Annotated in this window: 18 protein-coding genes; 10 read left to right on the top strand and 8 right to left on the bottom strand. The window is 70.5% G+C overall.

Going from position 1 to position 22310, the window contains the following annotated elements:
- Positions 1 to 77: 77 nt before the first annotated feature.
- From ACZ7OY_RS00915 to ACZ7OY_RS00900, 4 genes are all read right to left on the bottom strand, one after another.
- Positions 78 to 947: a fumarylacetoacetate hydrolase family protein gene (locus ACZ7OY_RS00915; RefSeq protein ID WP_351600300.1), complete on the bottom strand. Its 870-nt coding sequence runs from the start codon at positions 945 to 947 to the stop codon at positions 78 to 80.
- A gap of 163 nt (positions 948 to 1110) precedes the next feature.
- Entirely contained in the window at positions 1111 to 1854 is a 744-nt protein-coding gene (locus ACZ7OY_RS00910) for a YidC/Oxa1 family membrane protein insertase (RefSeq protein ID WP_471909410.1), read from the bottom strand.
- A gap of 142 nt (positions 1855 to 1996) precedes the next feature.
- Positions 1997 to 2308 carry a DUF6412 domain-containing protein gene (locus ACZ7OY_RS00905; protein ID WP_351600304.1) on the bottom strand — a complete coding sequence of 104 codons (312 nt, stop codon included), beginning with the start codon at positions 2306 to 2308 and terminating at the stop codon, positions 1997 to 1999.
- 155 nt (positions 2309 to 2463) lie between these two features.
- Positions 2464 to 3036, bottom strand: coding sequence for a winged helix-turn-helix transcriptional regulator (locus tag ACZ7OY_RS00900; protein ID WP_471909409.1), 573 nt, complete (start codon positions 3034 to 3036; stop codon positions 2464 to 2466).
- 126 nt (positions 3037 to 3162) lie between these two features.
- Between ACZ7OY_RS00900 and ACZ7OY_RS00895 the strand changes: the two genes are divergently transcribed.
- Positions 3163 to 4569, top strand: a complete 1407-nt coding sequence (locus ACZ7OY_RS00895; protein ID WP_471909408.1) for an MFS transporter — start codon at positions 3163 to 3165, stop codon at positions 4567 to 4569.
- Here ACZ7OY_RS00895 and ACZ7OY_RS00890 read toward each other — a convergent pair.
- Positions 4547 to 5326, bottom strand: coding sequence for a class E sortase (locus tag ACZ7OY_RS00890; protein ID WP_471910339.1), 780 nt, complete (start codon positions 5324 to 5326; stop codon positions 4547 to 4549). The two genes, ACZ7OY_RS00895 and ACZ7OY_RS00890, sit on opposite strands and share 23 nt — an antisense overlap.
- Before the next feature lie 421 nt (positions 5327 to 5747).
- Here ACZ7OY_RS00890 and ACZ7OY_RS00885 point away from each other — a divergent pair, with 421 nt between their 5' ends.
- From ACZ7OY_RS00885 to ACZ7OY_RS00850, 8 genes are all read left to right on the top strand, one after another.
- Positions 5748 to 6998, top strand: coding sequence for a cytochrome P450 (locus ACZ7OY_RS00885; protein ID WP_471909407.1), 1251 nt, complete (start codon positions 5748 to 5750; stop codon positions 6996 to 6998).
- A 182-nt stretch (positions 6999 to 7180) separates the two neighbouring features.
- Positions 7181 to 8656: a glycoside hydrolase gene (locus ACZ7OY_RS00880; protein ID WP_471909406.1), complete on the top strand. Its 1476-nt coding sequence runs from the start codon at positions 7181 to 7183 to the stop codon at positions 8654 to 8656.
- 80 nt (positions 8657 to 8736) lie between these two features.
- Positions 8737 to 9756 (top strand): hypothetical protein, encoded by a 1020-nt coding sequence (locus tag ACZ7OY_RS00875; protein WP_471909405.1) that lies wholly within the window; start codon positions 8737 to 8739, stop codon positions 9754 to 9756.
- A 186-nt stretch (positions 9757 to 9942) separates the two neighbouring features.
- Complete coding sequence (locus tag ACZ7OY_RS00870) at positions 9943 to 11523, top strand: ATP-binding protein (protein WP_471909404.1); 1581 nt, start codon at positions 9943 to 9945, stop codon at positions 11521 to 11523.
- A 120-nt stretch (positions 11524 to 11643) separates the two neighbouring features.
- Positions 11644 to 14532, top strand: a complete 2889-nt coding sequence (locus ACZ7OY_RS00865; RefSeq protein WP_471910338.1) for a Z1 domain-containing protein — start codon at positions 11644 to 11646, stop codon at positions 14530 to 14532.
- A 54-nt stretch (positions 14533 to 14586) separates the two neighbouring features.
- Entirely contained in the window at positions 14587 to 14997 is a 411-nt protein-coding gene (locus ACZ7OY_RS00860; protein ID WP_471910337.1) for a very short patch repair endonuclease, read from the top strand.
- On the top strand, positions 14985 to 15968 hold the full coding sequence (locus ACZ7OY_RS00855; RefSeq protein WP_471909403.1) for a DNA cytosine methyltransferase: 984 nt from the start codon (positions 14985 to 14987) through the stop codon (positions 15966 to 15968). The genes ACZ7OY_RS00860 and ACZ7OY_RS00855 overlap by 13 nt, the downstream gene beginning before the upstream one ends.
- Positions 15969 to 16013: 45 nt before the next feature.
- Positions 16014 to 17567, top strand: coding sequence for a DNA cytosine methyltransferase (locus tag ACZ7OY_RS00850; protein ID WP_471909402.1), 1554 nt, complete (start codon positions 16014 to 16016; stop codon positions 17565 to 17567).
- A 10-nt stretch (positions 17568 to 17577) separates the two neighbouring features.
- Here the strand turns inward: ACZ7OY_RS00850 and ACZ7OY_RS00845 are convergent, their stop codons facing one another.
- Genes ACZ7OY_RS00845 through ACZ7OY_RS00835 form a run of 3 tightly spaced genes read right to left on the bottom strand, consistent with a single transcriptional unit; the run spans position 17578 to position 21596 of the window.
- Positions 17578 to 18456 carry a DUF6339 family protein gene (locus tag ACZ7OY_RS00845; RefSeq protein ID WP_471909401.1) on the bottom strand — a complete coding sequence of 293 codons (879 nt, stop codon included), beginning with the start codon at positions 18454 to 18456 and terminating at the stop codon, positions 17578 to 17580.
- A complete protein-coding gene (locus ACZ7OY_RS00840) occupies positions 18453 to 19448 on the bottom strand; it encodes a hypothetical protein (RefSeq protein WP_471909400.1) in 996 nt (331 codons plus the stop codon). Before ACZ7OY_RS00840 ends, ACZ7OY_RS00845 begins: the two co-directional genes overlap by 4 nt.
- Before the next feature lie 3 nt (positions 19449 to 19451).
- Positions 19452 to 21596, bottom strand: a complete 2145-nt coding sequence (locus tag ACZ7OY_RS00835) for a helix-turn-helix domain-containing protein (RefSeq protein WP_471909399.1) — start codon at positions 21594 to 21596, stop codon at positions 19452 to 19454.
- 423 nt (positions 21597 to 22019) lie between these two features.
- On the opposite strand from ACZ7OY_RS00835, the gene ACZ7OY_RS00830 reads away from it, so the two are divergent.
- Entirely contained in the window at positions 22020 to 22226 is a 207-nt protein-coding gene (locus ACZ7OY_RS00830; RefSeq protein WP_471909398.1) for a hypothetical protein, read from the top strand.
- The last annotated feature ends 84 nt before the right edge of the window (positions 22227 to 22310 follow it).

Genomic DNA, 22310 nt, shown 5'->3' with positions numbered 1-22310 from the left:
GTGACCTGATCAGGTGCGAGCGGATCAGGTGCGACCCGGTCCGGGCCCGCCCCCGCGCCGTGCCCGGCGGGCCCGGCCTACGCGTCCTTCAGTTCCTGCCGCTGACGGCCGAGTCCGTCGATCTCCAGCTCCACCACGTCCCCGGCCCGCAGGAACGGCTTCGGCTCGGGCCGCCCCACGGCGACCCCGGCCGGAGTCCCGGTGTTGATGACGTCACCGGGGTACAGGGTCATGAAGTGGCTGACGTAGCGCACCACTTCGCCCACCGGGAAGATCTGCTCGGCGGTCGTCCCGTCCTGCCTCAGCTCCCCGTTGACCCACAGCCGCAGCGAGAGCTCCTGCGGGTCCCCCACCTCGTCGGCGGTGACCAGCCACGGGCCCAGCGGGTTGAACGTCTCGCAGTTCTTCCCCTTGTCCCAGGTCCCGCCCCGTTCCATCTGGAACTCGCGCTCGGACACGTCGTGCGCCACCGCGTACCCGGCGACATGGGCGAGCCCCGCCTGCGCCGACTCCAGATAGCGGGCGGTCCGTCCGATGACGACGGCCAGCTCCACCTCGTGGTCCGTCTTGGTGGAGCCACGCGGTACGAGAACCGTGTCGTTCGGCCCCACGACGGTGTCCGGCGCCTTGAAGAAGACGACGGGCTCGGTGGGCGGCTGGACCCCCATCTCCCGGGAGTGGTCGTGGTAGTTCATCCCGATGCACACGATCTTGCCGATCCGCCCCAGCGGCGGCCCGACGCGCAGCCCGGCCGGGTCCAGCACCGGCAGCCCGCCGTCGCCCTCGGAGGCTTCGGCGGCGGCGCGGATTCGGTCGAGTGCGGCGTCGTCGGCGAGCAGCGCGCCGTCGATGTCGGTCACGAGACCCGACAGGTCCCGCAGGACGCCTCCGGCGTCGAGCAGCGCGGGCCGCTCCGCGCCCGCCGTCCCCACTCGCAGCAGCTTCATGGTCACCGTCTCCTTCGCTCGCGGGCGCCCGGCCGACAGGTGCGGCCATCGAAGAACCGGTCGATCATCCAAGGTCCGCATCCAGTCCGCAAGACCGTGTTCACGGACCGGACCGAACCGGATCGAACCGGACTGAACCGAACCGGTACGGCGGGGCGGACCGTCAGCGGTACAGCACCGCCCGTTCCACCGCGCTCCAGGCCGTGCTGGTCACCATGTACAGCGCTGCCGCCAGCGGCATGACGGCCACGGTGAAGAGCGTGAGGAAGGACATGAACGGCATGACCTTGCCGACCGCGCCGAGACCGGGCAGCTGCCCGTCCGCGCCACCCCCGTCGCCGGCGCCGGCCATGGCCCCGGCACCGACCGTGGCCCCGGCCGCGGCCATCTGCTTCGTACGGCGGTAGTTGAAGGTGGCGACGGCGGCGACGACCGCGAAGAGTGCGAGGTACACGACTCCCGCCGGTCCGAACATCCCGCCGTCGGCCAGGGCGTCGGCCCAGCGGCCGCCCAGGGGCGCGGCGAACAGCCGGTGGTCCAGCAGGCCGTTGGGGGCACCGCCGATCGTCCGGTTCGAGAACAGGTGGTACAGCAGGAAGAACGCGGGCAGTTGGAGCAGGCTCGGCAGACAGCCGGACAGCGGCGACACCTTGTGCTCGGCGTGCAGTTCCAGTACCGCCTGCCGGAGCTTCTCGGGGTTCTTCGCATGCCGCCTGCGCAGTTCGGCGATCCGCGGTTGCAGTGCGGCCCGGGCCCGCCCGCCGCGGGCCGCGACCCGGGACAGGGGGTGCACGAGCAGTCGTACCAGAGCGGTGAACAGGACGATCGCGGCGGCGGCCGCGCAGGCGTGGAAGAGCGGTTCGAGCAGGTCGGCGAGCTGCTCGACGAGGTGCACGAAAACGGACATGGCTGAGCCCTCCGGGGGTCTCGTCGTGCCGGAAGCGGGTGGCTGTGCGACGGCATGACGATCCGGGCGGGGGCACGTCGGAGGGTGCGGGGTCACCGGAGGAAGGAAGTGCGGTGCCCCGGTCGTGCCCGGCCGGCGTGTCCTACGCGGAGATCGTCGGGAGGGCGGTTCCAGGGGCCCTGGGCCTGCGCCGGCCGGGGGCGTCGGGGTCGCGCTGGGGCAGGAACGCCGTACGGCGGGCCCGGTCGCGGATGGCCGTACGCACCCGGGTGGGCGGCACGGCGGGCGCGCAGCGCGCGGCGAGACGGGAGCAGAGACAAAGGGCGGACGCGGCCGCGGCGGTCGCGGCGAGCGCGACGGCGGCCGGGAGGCTGCCGGTGTCCAGCAGCGCGATCTGGAGCAGCAGGACCAGCAGCACGGCGAGCGGGCGTACGGCGGCGCGGCTGCGGATCATCGCCCCTTCTCCCCCTCGCCCTCTCGTACCCACGTATGCCCTGGCGGTCGTGCGTGTGCCCTGCCGGTCGTGCGTGTGCCCTGCCGGTCGTGCGTGTGCCCTGCCGGTCGTACGTGTGCCCTGCCGGTCGTACGCGATCCGCCGGAGGGGATCCGTCAGGCGGGATCCGCGCCGGCAGGTTGCGCACCTGCGGGTTCCGCGCCGGCGGGTTCCGTGGCGAGGGGTTCCAGCAGCCGCCTGGGCTTCAGCAGGGCCCGGCTGACCGGGTCCGCCGGGTTCGGGTCAAGATCCGGTCCCGGCACCATGAAGACGTCGGAAACCGGTACGACGGTTGCGCAGGCGGGGCATTCGCCGTACGAGCCGAGTTCCGTGCCGCACTCGACGTGCCGGAACTCGCGCAGCAGGGACCCGTCGATGTTCTCGCGCCCCCACCGGCCGAGCGAGCGCAGCACCGGCCACAGGGACAGGCCGCGCTCGGTGAGGACGTACTCGTCGCGCGGCGGCGACTCCTGGTAGCGGTGCTTCTCCAGGATCCCCTCGGCCGTCAGCGACTGCAGGCGGGAGGCGAGGACCGCGCGCGGGATGCCGAGGTGGACGAGGAAGTCGTTGTAGCGGCGTACGCCGTACAGGGCGTCGCGGACGACCAGCAGCGTCCAGCGTTCGCCGATGATCTCCAGTGCTCGGGCGATCGAGCACTCCTGCGATGCGTAGTCCTTGCCCAGTGCCATGACGTCCACTGTAGCCACTTTTCCTCTCGTTGGTTCAATGAACGAACCATGGATGTTACGGTCGGAGGCATCGGTAAGTTCAATAACCGAACTCGCACGATCGCCGCCCCTCTCCGGAAGGACGCCATGACCAGGCTCGACTCCACCGCCACGACCACCGGCACCGCGGCCGTCGCGGCCACCGGCGCGGTGCGCGGGCAGCACCCGGACCAGCCCGCACGCCCCCGCGCGACCTTGGCCCTGACCAGCGCCGCGACCGCCGTGGCGCTGATGACGTACACCGCGCCGATGGTCGCGCTCCCCGACATGGCCGCCGATCTGCACACCCCTCTCTCCGCCCAGGCCTGGCTGCTCAACGGCACCCCGCTGGGCCTGGCCGCCCTGCTCCTGGTCGCCGGCAGCCTCGCCGACGACTACGGCCGCCGCCGGATCTTCGTGGCCGGCACGCTCGCCCTCGGCCTCACCACCGCCCTCGGCGCGCTCGCCGGCTCGACCTGGCTGTTCACCCTGACCCGGGTAGCCCAGGGCGCGGCGAGCGCGGCCCTGCTCGCCAGCAGCCTGGGACTGCTCGTGCACGCCTTCCCCACCCCGCGCGGCCGGCTGCACGCGACCGGCGTGTGGGGCGCGTTCGTCAGCGGCGGCATCGCCGTCGGCCCGCTGCTCACCGGGGCGCTGCCCGACTGGCGGCTGGGCTACGCCGTCCTGGCCACCGCCGCCCTGGTCGTGGCCGGCCTCTCGGCGCGCACCCTGTCCGAGTCGCGCGCCCCGCGCGGCGGTCGCCCCGACCTGCTCGGCGCGGTGACCTTCGGGCTGGCGCTGGTCGCCCTCGTCGCGGCGCTCACCCTGGGCCGGGACGGCTGGCTGCGCGCGCCGGTCGGCCTGCTGCTGGCCGCGTTCGTGCTGCTGACCGGCGCCTTCACCCTGGTCGAACGCCGCTCCGCCACCCCGATGATCGACCTCGCGCTGCTGCGCAGGCCCCGCTTCCTCGCCTCCTCGGCGGGCGGCCTGTTCACCGGCCTCGCCGTCATCGGCCTGTTCAGCTTCCTGCCGACGCTGCTGCAGCGCTCCCTCGGGCTGTCCGCGCTGGAGACGGCGTGGCTGTTCCTGCTCTGGTCCGGGCTGTCCTTCACGGTCGCGTTGCAGGCCCGACGGCTCGCGGGCCGGATGGCGTCGCGCCACCAGCTGGTCCTCGGTTTCGTGCTGCACGCGGTCGGTGTGCTCGCCATGCTCGGCGCCATCGACGCGGGCTCCTGGCCGCGTCTGCTGCCCGGCCTGCTGATCGCGGGTGTGGGCAGCGGCCTGCTCAACGCCGCCCTGCCGCTGCTCTCGGTCGAGTCCGTACCGGCCCAGCGGGCCGCGATGGGCTCGGGGGCGCAGCAGACCTTCCGCTACATCGGCTCCTGCGCGGGCGTGGCCCTGACGATCGCGATCGCCACCTCGGCCGGCAGCCTGGCGCACGGCGCGGACATCGCCATGGTGGTGTCCGCGGTCCTCGCGGCGGTCGGCGCGGTCAGCGTGGCCGCATGGAAGTGAGCGTGCCCCACACCACCAGGCGGTAGCGGGAGGTGTACTCCGGGGTGCACGTCGTGAGGGTGATGTAGAAGCCGGGGCCACGGTAGCCGTAGCCGGACCGCACCAGGCTGCGGGGTACGGGGGCGATGACACCGGAGTCACGCGCCGAGGTCTGCGGGAGCGTCCGGTCGACGGTGTACGTGTAGACGGCGCCGGCGGTCTCCACCCGGACCTCGTCGCCCTTGCGCAGCCGGTCCAGGTGCCGGAACGGCTCGCCGTGGGTGTTGCGGTGCCCGGCGACGGCGAAGTTGCCCGCCTGGCCCGGCTGTTGGGTACCGGGGTAGTGGCCGACGTAGCCCTTGTCGAGCACGTCGCGCTTGCCGGTGCCCTCGGCGACGGGGACGCGCAGATGCAGGCGGGGGATGCCGAGGACCGCGTAGGCCTGGGACCACCGGGGTGCCGTGGCCTGCCGGGCGGCGGTGGAGCGGTGGCCGCCGGACCCGGCCGGCTCGGGGTCCGTGCGGCCGGGGGCCGCTTCGGAACCGGCGGCACCGCTGCCCGCGGACGGATCCGTCTCCGTGTCCCACTGCCGTTCCAGCGCCTGCACCTTGCGGTCGGCGCCCTGCCGGGCCTCGCGGTTGGTCCACCACAGCTGGTGGACGACGAGAAGCAGCAGCACGAGCCCTGCGGTGACGAGGAGTTCGCCCGTCCCCCACAGCGCACGCCGCAGCCGGGCACGGCGGCGCCGGGTGCTGTGCCGCACGACCCGGGAGCGCAGCCGCACGCGGGGCCAGGTCCACGCCCGCACCCGCACCCGCACCCGCAGGCGTGGACGCGTACCCGTCCGTACACGTGGACTCGTACGCACACGGGAACTCGTAGGCACACAGGAACTCGTAGGCACACGGGAACTCGTACGCATCCGCACGCCGTCACCTCCGCCCGCCGGGGCCGACCGCAGGACAGACGGCCGCAAGATAGACGGCCGCGGCCGAAGTCTCCAGGCCCATGCACCGTCGACCGCACGCCCACCCACGGTCTGCACACCTCCGCCCCCACTTCGGCGCGCACCCCCGACTCCCACGAACGGCCGCACCGGCGAGCGCCCGGCCGTGGGCTCGGGCAGGCTGGCCATGGCGGAAGCCCGAGCCGGCTGCCGGAACCTGCCGGAACCCCAGGACGCACGGGAGTGGTGTGCCATGCCCTTCGACCCCGACTCCGACCCCTCCACCGCCTCGGGCGCCGCCGCACCGCCCCCGCCCGTGAGGTTCTGGCCCGTCGACGACCTGCCCGCCCTCGATCCCGACCCCTTCCTCGACGAGCTGCTGCGCGCCGAGCCGGTCACCCGGATCAGGCTGCCGCACGGCGAGGGGCATGCCTGGCTGGTCACCCGCTACGAGGACGTCCGGTTCGTCGTCTCCGACCCGCGCTTCTCCCGCGCGCAGCTCATCGGCCGCCCGGTGACCACCATGCGGCCCACGCCGGTGGCGTCCCAGACGGCCGGGCTCCAGTACATCGACGCGCCCCGGCACACCGAGCTGCGCAGGGTCGTCGCCCGCGCGTTCACCGGCCGGAGCATGATGCGGCTGCGCCCGATGGCCGAGCGCACGGCCGCCGGGCTGCTCGACGCGATGGAGTCGGCGGGTCCCCCGGCCGACCTCATGCAGCAGTTGCACGGCCCGTTCCCGATCGCCGTGATCCGCGACTTCCTCGGGGTGGACGAGAGCGACTGGCAGAGCTGGGCGCAGACCGGCGAGGCGCTGCTGTCCGCGGGCGCGGACTCCGAGGAGCGCGCGGCGGCGGCCCGGGCGGCGACCCGCGCCCGCATCGTCGACCTTCTCGACCGCCGGCGCGAGGACCCCCGGGACGACCTGGCCGGCGTCCTCGCGCAGGCCGCCGCCACGGGCGAGATCACGGACGACGAGGCGGTGTCCCTGGCCATGGCCATCCAGGTCAGCGGGGGTCACGCCGTACGGAACAACAGCGGCTCCATGATGTACGCGCTGCTCACCTACCCCGAGCAGCTCCAGCGGCTGCGCCGCGAGCCCGAGCTGCTCCCGAAGGCGGTCGACGAGCTGTTCCGCTACGTACCCCACCGCAACGGCGTCGGCATCCCCCGCATCGCCACCGAGGACGTGACGCTCGGCGGTCATGTGATCCGGGCGGGCGAGGTGGTCTACAACGCCTATGTCGCCGCCAACCGCGACCCCGACGTCTTCCCCGACCCCGACGCCCTCGACTTCGACCGCAGCGGTGCCGGTCATGTCGCCTTCGGGCACGGCCCGCATCACTGTCTGGCCGCCATCATGGCCCGTATGGAGGCCGAGGTGATCATCAGCTCGGTGCTGGACCGCTTCCCCGGCATCCGGCTCGCCGTACCCGCGCGGGAGGTGGAGTTCCAGCTCCAGGGACTCATCCGCGGACCGCGGACGCTCCCGGTCACCTGGTGACCGCCGTCGCCCGTCCACCGGGCGTCGGACCGCCCGGAGTCCGGCTTCTTCCATAGGTTTGAGAAAGGGCTGTCAGAACGCTCGACAACCCACGCGTCACACCCGATGCTTCCTGTTGCCATGAACGGGACAGGCAGCAACACCGGTTCGACGACCGGTAGTTGAGGGAATCGGAGACGCGAATGATCCGACGCAGAACCCTGCTGGCCGCGGCGGGAGCCGGAGTCCTCGGCAGCACCCTGGCGACGGGCACCGCCCGCGCCGACGCCACGATCGCCGTGAACCCCTTGGTGGGTTACGGAACTTGGGAGGGCTGGGGCACCTCCCTGGCCTGGTGGGCCAACGTCTTCGGCGCCCGGGACGACTTCGCCGACGTCTTCTTCACCTCCAAGTCGGTGACGTACAACGGCAAGTCCCTGCCCGGCCTCGGCCTCAACATCGCCCGCTACAACCTGGGCGCGTGCAGCTGGAACAGCGTCGGCGGCGAGAGCATGACGGCCTCCGCCGGCATCCCCGCCTTCAAGCAGATCGAGGGCTACTGGCAGGACTGGAACAACGAGGACCCGACCTCCACGGCCTGGAAGTGGACGGCGGACGCGACCCAGCGGGCGATGCTGGTCAAGGCCACCGCCCGGGGCGCGACGACCGAGCTGTTCGCGAACTCCCCGATGTGGTGGATGTGCCTGAACCACAACCCGTCGGGCGCGGCCGACGGCGGCAACAACCTCCAGTCCTGGAACTACCGCCAGCACGCCTCCCACCTGGCCGCGGTGGCGCTGTACGCGAAGTCGAACTGGGGGGTGGACTTCGCGACGGTCGACCCCTTCAACGAGCCCAGCTCCAGCTGGTGGACGGCGACCGGCACCCAGGAGGGCTGCCACATGGACGCCACCGTCCAGGCGGCCGTACTGCCCTACCTGCGCAGCGAGTTGGACAAGCGCGGCCTGACGGGTACGAGGATCTCGGCGTCGGACGAGACGAGTTACGACCTGGCCCGCACGACCTGGAACTCCTTCAGCTCGACGACGAAGGGGTACGTGAACCGGGTCAACGTCCACGGCTACCAGGGCTCGGGCGGCCGCCGCGACCTCCTCTACACCGACGTGGTGACGACGGCGGGCAAGGCCCTGTGGAACTCGGAGACCGGCGACAACGACGGCACCGGCCTGACCATGGCGAGCAACCTGCTCTACGACTTCCGCTGGCTGCACCCGACCGCCTGGGTCTACTGGCAGGTCATGGACCCGTCCACGAACTGGGCGATGATCGCGTACGACGCCGGCACCCTGGCGGCAGGCTCGGTGACGACCAAGTACTACGTGATGGCCCAGTTCAGCCGGCACATCCGCCCCGGCATGAAGATCGTCGACACGGGCGTGAGCTACGCGGCCGCCGCCTACGACGCGAGCGCGAAACGCCTGGTGATCGTCGCCGCGAACACCGCCGCCTCGGCCCAGACCCTGACCTTCGACCTGTCCCGCTTCACCACCGTGACCGGCGGTTCGGGCGGTCTGGTCCCCCGCTGGAACACCCTCACCACCGGCGGCGGCGACCTCTACACCGCCCACTCGGACACGTATCTGAGCGGGAAGACGGTGAGCGTGCCGTTCGCGGCGAAGTCGGTGCAGACGCTCCAGATCGACGGCGTCACGGCGTAGTACCCGAAGCCCTCCCGGGCCCGGCGCCCTGGCCAGCAGATATCTCACCTTCCGCCGGGCCCGGCAGTACGGTGTCCACCATGCGCCCCGACACGCCTGCCGAGAACGTCGACCACACCGCCGAAGCGGCACGCCTGGAGCGGACCGCCGGCCTGTATCCCGAGGACGCCGAAGCCCTGCTGTTGCAGGCCGCGGCCCACCTGGAACTGGCCGGCGACCGCCCCGCCGCGTCCACCCTCTACGACCGTCTGCTGAGCACGTCAGACCCGTTGGACAACCCCCACCTGGTCCGCGCCCTGAAGGCCTCGAACCTCTGGGAGTACGGCCACGAGGCGGAGGCGCGGGCGATCATCGACGGCATCCGCACGGCCGCCCCGCGCGACCCGGCCCCCTGGGTGATCGTGGCGGAGTCCCTGGAGTCCCACGACGAGCTGGAGGCGGCGCAGGAGACGTTCACGGAGGGCGTACGGCTCGTCCTCACGGACACCTCGGAGCCCTCGTACGCCACCCACCCGCTGCTTTTCGGCCGCCACCGGGTACGCCGGATGCTGGGCGTGGCGCACGACGACTGGGACACCCTGGCCGACTCCCTGCACTCGTCCCCGATCCCCCTGGACGAACTCCACGACCCCAAGCGCGTCTGGTCGCTGGGCTCCGACAACCCCGAGGAGCTGGCGGCGGAGATCTCCCGCCTGCGCGCCGAACTCGGCACCTACCGCGAGGCCCTCTCCCGCCCCTTCCCGGTCGCGGTCCTGCACTGGCCGACCCAGGAACTGACCGAACTCCTCGCCGCCTATCCGCCCCTGGCCGCGGAGTACCCCTCCCACGAGGAACACCTCGCGACGATAGAGGCGTCCCTGCGCGAGCTGTCCGCGTCCGGCACCCCGAACCTGGGCATCGTCACCGGCACGGTCCCCTCCTACGAGGCCTTCGCCGCCTCGGAAGCCACCACCCCGTCCGACTCCGCCCTCCTCCCCCAGTACGCCACCACCCTGGCAGCCCGAGGCCGAGCCATCGTCTGGCCCCCGCAACGGGGCACGGCCTGCTGGTGCGGATCGGGACGGGGGTACGAGGGGTGTCACGGGATCCCGGCGCCGTGACACCGGGCGGACTCACGCTTCCTGGCCCCCCGCCCCAGGAACGCGCCGCCCGCGGACATCGAGTGCTTTTGTTCCGATCCCGTTACACCTCGCACAACCCCCTCACGATAACTTCACACGTGAACAGCTGAAACTGGCACGCCCGCACGCGCTCCGGGCATGTCCCGGCCCGCGAGGAAGACCTGCATGCCGCCCTACCAGCCGTCCTCGGACTGGCAGTTCGACGTACCCACCAGTGGAAGCAAGCGGCTCCCCCCGGCGGCCAGGTCCTTCGAATCGCTCGCGCACCAGGGCTACGGCTTCGAGGCGGCCATCGCCGACCTGATCGACAACTCGATCGACGCGAAGGCCCGCAACGTCGTCGTGAGCTTCCTGCGGGACACCGGTGAGCGCGGCGGACGGGACCGTCTCGTCGGCCTGCTCGTCATCGACGACGGCGAAGGGATGGACGAGGCGGGTCTGGACACGGCGATGACCGTCGGCGGCCGCGAGCGGTACGCCGCCGACGCTCTCGGGCACTTCGGCGCCGGCCTGAAGGCCGCCTCGCTCTCGCACGCCGACGCGCTCACCGTGATCAGCCGGACCAAGCGCAGCCCGTCGGTCGGCCGCCGCTGGCTCACCGCCCGCGCGCAGGCCGACTTCACGTGCGACATCGTCGACGCGACGTACTGTCAGAACCTGGTCGACCGCTACGACGGGATCATCGGCTGGCACGGCACGATCGTGCGCTGGGACCAGGTCCGCGCGTTCGAGACCATCGTCGCCGGCCAGACCGACCGCTACCTCAACGACGCGATCGAGCGGCTGGAGACCCACCTCGGTCTCTACCTCCATCGCTTCCTCGCCCGCGACGGCTTCCACATAGACATCGTGGTCGAGGACGTCCACACCCGGGAGGAACTGGACCACCGGGGCGTGGAGCCCATCGACCCGTTCGGCTACCGCGTTCCGGGCCGCGCCGGCTACCCGCGTACCTACCTCGCGCCCGTCGAAGGCGTCGGTGACGTGGCGCTCACCGCGCACATCTGGCCCGCCAAGTCGCCGCTGGTCGCCTACCGGGGCATCGGCCCGCTCGCCGAGCGCCAGGGCTTCTACCTCTACCGCAACGACCGTCTCGTCCAGGCCGGCGGCTGGAACGACACCCGCAGCCCGGAGGGCCACCTCGCCCTCGCCAGGATCGCCGTGGACCTGCCGCCCGAGCCCAACGACGTCTTCGCCCTGACCGTGAAGAAGGACGGCGTCCAGGTCACCCCGGCGTTCGCCCGAGGGCTGGAGCGGGCGGCCGTCCCCGACACCGGTCACACCTTCACCGAGTACGTCCACGAGGCCGACGCGGCCTACCGGGAAGCGGCCAGACGGAACACCGAGGTGAAGCGCACGGCCGTCATCCCGCCCGGCAAGGGCATCGACCCGAAGCTGAGGCGGACGCTGCGGGACGAACTTCCGCAGCTGGAGGGCGACGACCCCATCACCTTCACCTGGGCCCGGCTCGACGTGCCGCCCGGCACCGACTCCGCCGAACTGCTCTTCACGATCGACCACAAGGAGCGTCTGGTCGTCCTCAACAAGGACTACCGGCAGGCCTTCAACGGCGGCCGGCGCGGAGGTTCCAACGACGCCCCGGTCCTCAAGAGCCTCCTCTATCTGATGCTCAACGAGATCTTCCAGAAGGAACGGGTCCGGGCCAACCAGACCGACAGGATCGCCCTGTGGAACAGCGTGCTCGTCACCGCGGCACGCGCCGAACTCACCCGCGCCGCCGACTAGCCGACTCCTGCCCCACGCGTCCTCCCGCACCTCCAGAAAGGCCGCCCAGCCGCTGTGACCGCCGAGACCACACCTCTTCCCGACCACCTCACCGACCTGCACGGCGAGGTCCTCGACGCGATGAGCAGGCGCGGCCCCAAGCACTTCGCCAAACTCGCCTTCGTACTCTCCGAAGCCGACGAGCCGGCGGACACGGACGAGACCCACTTCCGGGCCCGCATCCTGGCCGCGGCCCCCGGCGACGACCTTCTCGCCCTCTGGCACCGCAAGCTCACCGCCTGGGACTTCGAGCAGTCCCCCACCTGGTCGGCCACGGCTCCCCGCACCCCCGAGCGCCGTGCCGAGATCTACGACAAGCTCGTGCTCGGCCCGGATCTGCGCAAGGCACTCGACGCGGCCGTACCGGTCCACGAAGAAGCGGGCCCGGTCACCATCAGCCGCGAGTTCCAGCCCTGGTACACCCGGGAACAGGCGGCGAACCGCTCCTTCTACTGGGCCTCGTACGAGCGTCTGCTGCGCCGCAAGGGCTGGCCCGACGCGGCGGTCGCCGGCCTGGACGAGGCCGCCCACGCGGTCGTCGAGCGGCTCGCCGACCCGACCCGTGGCGACGCCTACGGCGCGCGTGGACTGGTCGTCGGCTACGTGCAGTCGGGCAAGACCGCCAACTTCACCGGCGTCACCGCCAAGGCCATCGACGCGGGCTACCGGCTGGTCATCGTCCTGGGCGGCACGCTGAACCTGCTGCGCGGCCAGACCCAGCGCCGGCTCGACATGGAACTGATCGGCCAGGAGAACATCCTGGGCTCGGCCGACCCGGACGACCCGGACGCCCTGGTCGGCATCGACTACCAGGACGACGAGGACTGGCCCGCGAAGTTCGTCTCGTTCGGTGCCCGCCCGTCCGCCCTCGGCGCCTTCGACATCGAACGCCTCACCTCCCGCGACCGTGACTACATGTCCCTGGAACGCGGCATCAGCGCCCTGGAGTTCGAGAAGCCGGACCGCACCCGTCCGCTGTACGACCCGGCGAACCTGCACGCGGCCCGCGCCCGCGTCATGGTCGTGAAGAAGAACAAGTCCGTGCTGGAGAAGCTGGTCAAGGACCTCAAGAAGTTCGGCCCGATCCTCGGCGAGGTGCCGGCCCTGATCATCGACGACGAGTCGGACCAGGCCTCGGTGAACACCACGGACCCGAAGAAGTGGGAGGACGGCAAGGTCACCCGCACGGCGATCAACGGCCAGATCAGCGCCCTGCTCAAGCTCCTGCCCCGCGCCCAGTACGTCGGCTACACCGCCACGCCCTTCGCCAACGTCTTCATCGACCCGGGCGACGAGGAGGACCTGTTCCCGCGGGACTTCCTGATCTCCCTCCCGCGCCCGACCGACTACATGGGCGTCCAGGACTTCCACGACTTGGACACGGTCGACGACGGCGAGGGCGAGGCCGAGAAGAAGCACGTCCGAGGCATCTACGACTCCACGGGCGACCGCCTCCAGGAAGCCCTGGACGCCTTCGTCCTCACCGGTGCGCTGAAGGTCTACCGCGCCGAACACGGCGTCCCCTCCGACCCGTTCCGGCACCACACGATGCTGGTGCACGAATCGGTCCGGATGGCCGAGCACACGGCGCTCGCCCTGCGCATCAACACCATGTGGCACAACGCCGCGTACACGGGCCCGGAGGGCCACGCCCGCCTGGCGGACCTCTTCGAGAGGGACTTCCGCGCCTGCGCGGACGGCTCCCTGCCCACTCCCACGACGTACGCCGACCTCAAGCCGTACGTCGCCGAAGCCCGCCGCCTGATCAACCAGGGCGGCAGCCCCGTCATGGTCATCAACGGCGAGAGCGAGCGCGACTACGCCCAGCCCGACCTGGACTTCGACCGCACCCCCAACGTCTGGAAGATCCTCGTCGGCGGCACCAAGCTGTCCCGGGGCTTCACGGTCGAGGGTCTGACCGTCACCTACTACCGCCGTACGACCCAGCAGGCCGACACGCTGATGCAGATGGGTCGCTGGTTCGGCTTCCGCCCCGGCTACCGGGACCTGGTGCGGCTGTACATCGGCCGCGAGGAGACCCTCGGCAAGGGCCGCAGCGCCAAGACCGTCGACCTGTACGAGGCCTTCGAGGCGATCTGCCGGGACGAGGAACTCTTCCGCGCCGAGCTGGCCCGCTACGCCCCGCTGGTGGACGGCCGCCCCCAGGTCACCCCCGCCCAGATCCCGCCCCTGGTGGCCCAGCACCTGCCATGGGTGAAGCCGTCGGCCCGGAACAAGATGTTCAACGCGGAACTGGTGGAGGTGCGGTCGCCGGGCTCATGGGTGGAACCGACCGCCCATCCGGAGACCTCGGGCGGCCTGTCCCACAACACCGAATGCTGGGAGCCCGTGCTCGCCGCACTCGGGCAGGACCCGGTGCATCTGTCGGTCGGGGACGGCCCCGCGTACGAGGCACGTGTGGGAACGGTCTCCCACGAGGTGCTGACCAAGGTGCTGTGTGACCTGCGGTGGTCGATCCCGAGCCAGTTCTCGCCCCACTTGGAGTTCCTGCTGGAAGCGGGGCGGCAGCCGGGAACGATAGACGACTGGCTCGTGATCACGCCGTTGCAGACCTCGACCAAGCGCGTGGAGGCCCGCCTCCTGGGACACGGCCCGTTCACCCCGGCCCGTCGTACCCGTCGACGCGGCGCACTCTTCGGCGCTCTCAGCGAGCCCAAGCACCGCGCCGCCGCCCTGCGTATCGCGGGCGCCGTCGAGACAGCGGGAAACACATCGGTCGAGGAGTTGGCACGCCCGCGTCGAGGGGCGGTGCTCCTCTACCCGGTCGTCGAGTCCGAGCCGCGCCTCGCCGGCGACGGGACCCTGGACCCCGGTGCCGTGGTCATGGCCTTCTCCTTCGTCGCGCCGAAGTCGTCGGGGGCGACCGGTGGGCCCCTGATCCGGTTCCGTGCGATCGACTCGGGTCGGCAGGACGCGATCGTCATCGACCGTGACGACTTCCACTCCTGAGGCGCGACACCATTGGACAACGTGAAGCCCTCCTCGCCCGGCGTCTCCGCACGCATGTCGCGTCAGGCCAGCAAGGACACGAACGCCGAGCTGGCCGTACGACGCCTGCTGCACGCGGCCGGCCTGCGCTACCGCGTGGAGTACCCGGTGCCGGGCATGGCGCGGCGGCGCATCGACGTGGCGTTCACCCGGGCCAAGGTGGCCGTCCTGATCGACGGATGCTTCTGGCACGGGTGCCCGCAGCACGCCACGCAACCGAAGTCGAACGCAGAGTGGTGGCGCCAGAAGCTGGACCGGAACATGGCCCGCGACCGGGAGACGACGGAGCACCTGACCGCACAGGGGTGGACGGTCCTGCGGTTCTGGGAGCACGAGGCGCCCGTGGAAGTGGTCGTACGGGTGACGGCAACCGTGGAGCGACGTCTTACAGAACGCTCGGGCAAGGGGGAAACATGGGGGATCTGACCTTCGTCGACGTGTGCTCCGGAGCGGGCGGGCTCGCCCTCGGGCTGGAGAGTGCGGGTTTCTCGCCGGTGCTCCTGCTCGACAACAAGCCCCGAGCGTGCGAGACGCTTCTCGCCAACCGACCGGACTGGAAGGTCGTCTGCGAGGACCTGATCAGCTTCCTCCCTGAAGAGCACCCGGAGACCCTGGACGTCGACCTGCTCTCGGCGGGCCTGCCCCGCGTGAAATCCTCGGCCGCGGTCAGGCGGCCGGACAGCGAGCCGGAACTGCGACTGCTCACGGCCACGGTCTACCTGCTCCACGCCGTCCAACCCCGCGCCCTGCTGCTGGAGAACCTCCCGGCACTCGTCGACTCGCCCGCCTATGCGGAAGTGCGCGCGTTCGCCGCGGAGGAACTGGCGCACCTCGGCTACCGGTTGCGCTGGTTCGTACTGAACGCCGCGGACTTCGGCGTGCCGCAGGACCGTGAACAGGGTGTCCTGGTGGCACTCAAGGAGCCCTGGTTCGATGCCTTCGCCCCACCGGAGCCGACGGTGGGCGAGCACGTCTCGGTCGGTCAGGCATTGCGCGGCTCGATGGCAGCACGAGGCTGGCGGGAGGCCGGCGCATGGGCGGATCAGGCGAGCGCCGTGGCTCCGACCCTCGTCGGCGGCTCGGACAACCGGGGTGGCGCCGATGTCGGCCCGACCGGCACGAAGCGCGCCTGGGCGCGGATGGGGATCAACGGAAACGCCTTCGCCGACGAGGTGCCGGGACCAAACTATGTGTGGCCCCGCTCCGACGACGTGGCGCATATGCCGAAAATCACGGTGGACCAGGCCGCCATCGTCCAGGCGTTCCCCCTCGAGTGGCGGATCACCGGCCAGAAGACCGCGCGCTACCGACAGATCGGGCATGCCACGCCTCCACCGGTGGGCAGGGCACTCGGTGAGTCCATCGCGACCGCGCTTCGGTCCTCGGACCGGACGTAGCCGATGGGCGGTCGCACACCGGACAGCCGGCTAAACTTCTCGCACATGAGCCACGTCAAACACACACCCTCCGCACCTGCGGTTTTTCGCATCGTGGACTTGTTCGCGGGGCCTGGAGGGCTGGATGTGGCAGCGGAAGCCCTCGGTCACCAGGTCACCGGCATCGAATGGGACGACAACGCCTGCCGGACCCGTGAGGCCGCGGGGATGGACACCTTCGCCGGTGATGTCAGGGACTATCGGGCAGCCGACTTCCCGCACGCCCAGGTGCTGACGGGTGGGCCGCCCTGCCAGACGTTCACCGTCGCCGGACACGGGGCCGGTCGCAGGGCCCTCGATGACGTGCTGGAGTACATCGGGCGGCTGCACGACGCCGTGCGCTCGAAGGAGACGCCTTGGCCTGATGTCGAACGTACCTGGAACGAGATCTCCGAAGAACTGCGACTCAGGGCCGCCGAGGCGGACGAGGTCAAAGCTCAGAAGCGTGAGGACGAGGCGCTCCGCTCGGTCGCTCGCAGAGCGACCAGGAAGAGCCTCGCCGAGCACGGCTGCTCGCCCGAGGAGATCGAACTCGCGCTGAAGGCGACGGAGGCGCCACGTGGACTCGCCCGTCGGGACACCGACCTCAAGAACCTCTTCGACGGCCTCGTCTCCTTGGAGAAATCCCTGGACGCACACCGGGCCAGGCTGGAGGAACTGGGCGACGAACGGACCGGGCTCGTCCTCCAACCGTTGTGGTGGGTGATCGAACGCAGCCGGCGCCCTGAGCTGGAGCCCTACAGGGCCGTCGTGCTGGAACAGGTGCCCGCCGTGATGCGTGTGTGGGAGGAGTACGAGAAGGTGCTGGCCACCCTCGACTACCGGACCAAGACGCAGCTGATGCACACTGAGGCGTTCGGCGTCCCGCAGACCCGTAGGCGTGCCGTGCTCATGGCCAGGCTCGGGGACGTCGAGATCCCGGAGCTGGAGGAGACCCACCACCGCTACCGGCCGGGCGGTGTTGCCTCAGCGTCCCGTGACGCAGAGCGTGCGGACGCCCCTCTCTGGGGCGTCGACGAGGAGAACGTCAGCAGGAAGGGACCGAAGGCCTCCTGGGTGTCCATGGAGGCCGCCCTGAAGAAGGCCCGAGACATCGCGCTGGAACTGGACCTGCCGGACATCAACCTGCCGGACCGCCCTGCCTTCACCGTCGTCTCGAACTACGGGACAGGCGGTGACCCGGCCGCACGAGGACGCCGCGACCACGACGCACCCTCCTCGACTGTCACCGGGAAGGTGTCCCGCAACCGGCTCGTCCACAAGGGCACGAACACGGACCTCCCCCGATTCGAGCTCGCGGAGGCCGGGGTGCTCCAGACGTTCCCCGTCGCGTACCCCTGGCGAGGCGGCGACCGGTCCCAGCAGATCGGCAACGCGGTGCCGCCCCGGCTCGCTCTGCACGTACTCCGGCACGTGCTCGAGCCGGAGCTGAGCGAAGAGGAGGCCGACGCCAGGCTGGAGCAGGCCCTGGCGAAGCTCGAGAACTGGCGTCCGCCCAGCGAACCGGTGAAGGTCCGCCGGCGGGAGGGCCTGAAGGGCCACCCTCTCAACGGTGGGTGATCCCTCCAGCTCACCCCTGCGGCGCCCGCCCTCGGACCGGTGCCGTCTCGAAGAGGTCGGCGAAGTACTTCGTCAGTGTCTCCACGGACTCCTCGGGGACGGGCTCTTCCTCCGGTCCGGTCGGCAACTGGTGGCGGGGCACGGGAGGAGCGGTCTCGGCCTCCTCGATCCAGCGGCGCAGATCTTCGGGGTCCCGCGACTCGTCGGCGGCCATCGCGTCGTAGATCAGAGTGGCGCCGGCCGTGTTGATCGCGGCCATGAGGCCGTTGATCTCACGGCCTGTGGTGGCGATGCCGCTCTGGAGAATACGGACCAACGCCTGGGCCGTCGGACGGTGGTCGACCAGGTCCGACCGCATCACGGTGTGGATCAAGTCCTGATTGGAGCAGGCGACCACCACTGGGGCGTAGTCGCCGCCGTTGCGGAACAGTTCGGCCGCCCACCACAGGCGTGAGAAGCACTGCCGGTCGGGGGCGCCCTTGAAACGGGCCGCGGCGACACGGGGATCGGGGGTCTTCGCCGAAGGCACAGGAGGATGCCGCCACACCACGTAGTCCGGGGCGACACCGAGCGCGAGGTGGTTCCAGATCCGCCGGTCGGCGGCCTCCCGCCGTGTCAGGCGGAGAGCCGCGTGCAGACGCGGGGCCAACCAGGCGTCGGCCTCCGTCCGGTTCTCCTTGAACTGGTGCAACGCGTCGTCGATCAGTTCCCGGAGGGGTTCCACCCGCCAGCGGGGGTCCTCCTCCGGCAGAGGCTCGACGACCTTCGCCAGGTCCACGCCCCCATGCCCCTGGATCCCGCGAAGAAGATCCTCGGTCAGGAAGGGATCGGCGGCCGTCGCGGAGAGCAGACCGAGTCGCGGGGGAAGGTAGTGGGGCTGCTCGATCACGGCCGGTCCTCTCGGTTGATCTGCTGCAGCGCGCGCAGGGCGTTGGCGAGCGATTGGCGCGCACCGGCACGACGCACGGCGGCGTAGTGGACGCGGGTCTGGAGTTCCGCCCATCCCGCGTCGCCGGTCCGCCGACGATGCACCTGGCGCAGCGCCTCCTCGGCCCGGAGGCCGGGCACCACATCGGGGAGCATCTCCCGCAGCACCTCTCCCCTCCAGTCGGAGGGGAAGACGGGCGAGCCGTCGGGCTCGACCTCCAGATCACCGACCGCGCTGTGGAAGACGGCTGTCCACACGTCGGTGGCCATCTGCGAGAGCAGCAGCTCCTGAACCTTGTTCTCCATCCCGCCGGTCTCGCCGCCGAGAAGGTCAGAGAACCCCTCGACATCGGTGTTGACCATCACCACCGGAAGCCGGCCCGAGGCGTCGACGACCCAGGGTGCGTCGGCGTAGGGACGCAACCACTCCCGCGCACTCTTGGTGAAGCTCGTCTGCTTCACATCGAGGCGGAGTCCGCCGAGCGGTTCCTCGGCGGTCGTGTCGATCGTCCAGTCGGTGTCGGTCTCGGTGATCGCCCGGCCTTCCACACCGTCCACGGTGGCAACCGCGTGGACCGCCAGATCGGCACGACCGACGTGGTCGTCACGGCGCACCTCGATCGCGCCGGACCATTCCTTGCTGTCCGGGGCGTCCTGGCGGAGTTCGACCGTGGTGCGGACGTTGGTGTCGCCGTCGGTGAGCACCGCAAGGACCCGTAGGTCGCTCCACGGGGCGTCGGGGTCGGTGGCACCGGGGGGCAGGGTGGCGGACAGGCCGATCCTTGCCGACAGCCAGTCCTCGTGCTGTGCCACACCCAGGGCGACGGTCCTCTGGGGCGTCGAGAACGCCGAGGTGTCCAAGTGGTCACGGGTGCGGTCGGGCAGCCTGAGCGAGACCGACGTCACCCTCAGTCCGACCGGGCGGTTGAGTCGCTTGTACGGATAGAACTTCATGCCTCACTCCCCTGAGCCGGCACGGAGTTCGAGCGCGAGTCGCGTGAGTTCGGTGCGGACCGGATGACTGGTGGGATCGGTGGCCCCACGGAACACCGCCTTGCGGGCGCCTTGCTCGAAGTGCAGAACTCCGCCTTCCACCTGGCAGCCCTCCACTGCAACAAGCTCAGCCCAGTCGAGTCTGGGCCTGCCGCCCGAGCGGACGTCGAGGAGGACCACAGGGGTCATCGCGGGCAGTTCGTCGGCGCGTGGAAGCTTCACCTCCGCGGTGATCCGCCACTCCTTGCTCTCGCCGATCTCGGCGTCCAGCTCGACCAGTTCCGGCACCGTCGGCCCGGAACCCCGCTTGGGTGCGGCGGTCTTGCGCTGGACGGTGAGCTTCTTGCGCAGCTTGGCGCTCTCCTCGAGGCCGATGCGCTTCGGCCGGACCACCAGCTCCTTGACGGCCGCGTTGACCTCGGTGGTGAGTCGGGAGATCCGGTTGTGGGCACTGTGGGACCAACGGAGGGTCAACTCCTCGGTCTGCCCCCATCGGTCGTGCTCGGGAGGCTCAGCGGCCCGCAGGAACTCCTCGGCCTCCCCTGCGAAGGGCGCCGCCTCTCCCGCCGCGTGGCCCACCAGGAGAACGGCCTGGAACTGGGTGACGCCCAGAGGCAGACCGTGGACGGTCGACTTCTTGATGGTCATCCGGTTGCCACGCAGCGAGTGGACCTGGTTCGGTACCCCGTCCTTGTCCTCGGCCTCCGTGACCAGGAGCACCCCCTGGTGCGTGCCGAGCGTGCCCGAACGTCCCCCGGACAGAGGGAGCCTGAGCGGAACAGCACGGAGGGCCACCTGGCCGGCCTCGGTGAGCCGGTCGACGGTCGTACCCTCGTAGAACGCGCGCAACGCCCGGCTGCGCGAGGGCTGGGTGTCGGTGGGGTCGACCGTCTCCTCCTCCACGACGACCTCGCCGTTGCGATACGTGCGCACCGAGGTCTCCAACAGCGGGAGCCTGCTGCCGCCTCCGGTCATGGCCGCCCAGAAATCCCGGCCCAGCGCCTCGACCAGGCGTCGATGCATGACACGGATGTCGCGGATCCCGTCGCCGTCGCCCGTGTTGCCTTCATCGTCGTCCGAGCCCGTTGCACCCTGTTCGAGACTCGCCACGTCGTGGGCACCGACGATGAGGAAGGACGTGCCCGGCTCGTCGTTGTCGCGGGTGAGATGGAGACGTTCGACTGTCTCCTCGTCGGCCCACCAGGAGCGGACCACCTCCGCGTTGTGCGTCTCGGGATCGGGGCGACCCAGCCAGGCCGGGCCCGCATACGGAGTGCCGTCGACGGAGCGCCACGGCAGCTCCAGCCGCCCGATGACGCGACGTTCGGTGCGACCCTCGTGCGGCACGGAGAGCGTGGAGTTGATGAGCACCATGCCCAGCGCGCTGGTGGCCCAGAGCGTCGCCTTGCCGAGGCCGTAGGAACCGCCCGCGCCGCGCCCCGACTTGAGGCTTTCCAGCTGCCTACGGACCACGGCCGCGAACTTGCCGTCGCCGTAGTCGTCGCCGGTCAGGCCCGAGGCGTTGTAGTCGTCGATCCGAAGGAGGACCAGGCGACCCTTTTCGAACATGTCGCGTACACCTGCGTCCACGACGCGGCCGACCTTCTGGTCGGCGGCGGACTCGGAGACCGCCGAGTAGTGCGGTTGGAGTTCGTCCCAGAGCAGGGCTGCCCGAAACGCCTCCAGCTTCTCGCCGGTGAGCTCGTGAAGGGTGTAGCGCACCCGGACGGGGCGTCCGTTCTCCACCAGCCGCTCGTCGAGGCTGTTCTGACAGGTCTCGCGCGCGAGGACCTGGACGTCCGCGTCGAAGGCGAAGGCCGCGGCGTTCCCGCCGTCCCGCCCTCCGTCCTGGTAGCCGGGTCGGTGGTACCAGGTGACCGGGAGGCCGGCCTGCGTATCGGTGGTCCGGGTGTGCACGGTACCCAGGTCCGTACCGAGCGCCTTGGCGATCTCCCCCATGACAGTCGGGCGCGGGACGGAGCGCTTCGTGATCCACGCCGAGACCGCGGCCCTGGTCAGACCCAACTCGTCGGCCAGCTCTGCCTGCGTCTTGCCCGCGATCTTGAGCTGACGGGACAGCCAGGGCCCGAACTCCTCGCCGACCTCCATATGGCCTCCCACTCCTCGCCGTATGTCACTGTTCCCACGATCACGGACAGGCTAATTTGACGACGCGAATCCCGTCAACTACCGCTTGACGCAAGCCGATCACCCTCAACGAGCATCAGGAAGTCCACTGTGCACAGTATGTCCGGTTTGAGAATTCCGGTCGGTCATCTCTCGCGAGCCACCGAATCCCGAATGTGAACATTCACTGCAAAGCGGAGACGTCAACTCCAGTAACTAGCAAGCCAATTGGGGGTGACACGAACGGGTGACGGGTCCTAGGATCTTCGACGGCGGCATTGCCCGCCCCGCTCGGAGAACTCCCGTGCGGCAATAGGTGAGTTGTGCCGTTTTACATTCACACAGCCCCGGACGTGCTGCAGACACGGGGACCCTCGACAGAGAACCGAAGGGCGCTGAAAACCCATGGAAGACCCTCCCGAGGAGACGGACTCCCCGCACCCTTACGTCCCCCATTCACTGCGCGAAATCCACTCCGTTTCCTTACAGCTCCGCTTAGCCAGCTCCGACACAGAGAGAAAGCAGATTCTCGACTCGCTCGGTATGACGGTCGAGGAATTCGACGAACTCTTCGGCCAGAACTACAGATTCACCGGCCTGGACGACGACTGAACAAACCGGTCCCTTCTCAACGCGCACATCAGCGAGTCCACAGCTCGCCGGACCACATCACCCCAGTTCAAGCGGGTTCGGACC

The organism is Streptomyces sp. NPDC107559, assembly GCF_055657365.1.
This window is presented reverse-complemented; position numbering and strand designations above follow the sequence as displayed.

Bases quoted from the DNA above. Each gene is read 5' to 3' on its own strand.
- ACZ7OY_RS00880 (WP_471909406.1), top strand. From the start codon at position 7,181: ATGATCCGACGCAGAACCCTGCTGGCCGCGGCGGGAGCCGGAGTCCTC.
- ACZ7OY_RS00895 (WP_471909408.1), top strand. From the start codon at position 3,163: ATGACCAGGCTCGACTCCACCGCCACGACCACCGGCACCGCGGCCGTC.
- ACZ7OY_RS00910 (WP_471909410.1), bottom strand. From the start codon at position 1,854: ATGTCCGTTTTCGTGCACCTCGTCGAGCAGCTCGCCGACCTGCTCGAA.
- ACZ7OY_RS00885 (WP_471909407.1), top strand. From the start codon at position 5,748: ATGCCCTTCGACCCCGACTCCGACCCCTCCACCGCCTCGGGCGCCGCC.
- ACZ7OY_RS00875 (WP_471909405.1), top strand. From the start codon at position 8,737: ATGCGCCCCGACACGCCTGCCGAGAACGTCGACCACACCGCCGAAGCG.
- ACZ7OY_RS00905 (WP_351600304.1), bottom strand. From the start codon at position 2,308: ATGATCCGCAGCCGCGCCGCCGTACGCCCGCTCGCCGTGCTGCTGGTC.
- ACZ7OY_RS00915 (WP_351600300.1), bottom strand. From the start codon at position 947: ATGAAGCTGCTGCGAGTGGGGACGGCGGGCGCGGAGCGGCCCGCGCTG.
- ACZ7OY_RS00840 (WP_471909400.1), bottom strand. From the start codon at position 19,448: ATGAAGTTCTATCCGTACAAGCGACTCAACCGCCCGGTCGGACTGAGG.
- ACZ7OY_RS00870 (WP_471909404.1), top strand. From the start codon at position 9,943: ATGCCGCCCTACCAGCCGTCCTCGGACTGGCAGTTCGACGTACCCACC.
- ACZ7OY_RS00900 (WP_471909409.1), bottom strand. From the start codon at position 3,036: ATGGCACTGGGCAAGGACTACGCATCGCAGGAGTGCTCGATCGCCCGA.
- ACZ7OY_RS00850 (WP_471909402.1), top strand. From the start codon at position 16,014: ATGAGCCACGTCAAACACACACCCTCCGCACCTGCGGTTTTTCGCATC.
- ACZ7OY_RS00835 (WP_471909399.1), bottom strand. From the start codon at position 21,596: ATGGAGGTCGGCGAGGAGTTCGGGCCCTGGCTGTCCCGTCAGCTCAAG.
- ACZ7OY_RS00830 (WP_471909398.1), top strand. From the start codon at position 22,020: ATGGAAGACCCTCCCGAGGAGACGGACTCCCCGCACCCTTACGTCCCC.
- ACZ7OY_RS00855 (WP_471909403.1), top strand. From the start codon at position 14,985: ATGGGGGATCTGACCTTCGTCGACGTGTGCTCCGGAGCGGGCGGGCTC.
- ACZ7OY_RS00860 (WP_471910337.1), top strand. From the start codon at position 14,587: ATGTCGCGTCAGGCCAGCAAGGACACGAACGCCGAGCTGGCCGTACGA.
- ACZ7OY_RS00865 (WP_471910338.1), top strand. From the start codon at position 11,644: ATGAGCAGGCGCGGCCCCAAGCACTTCGCCAAACTCGCCTTCGTACTC.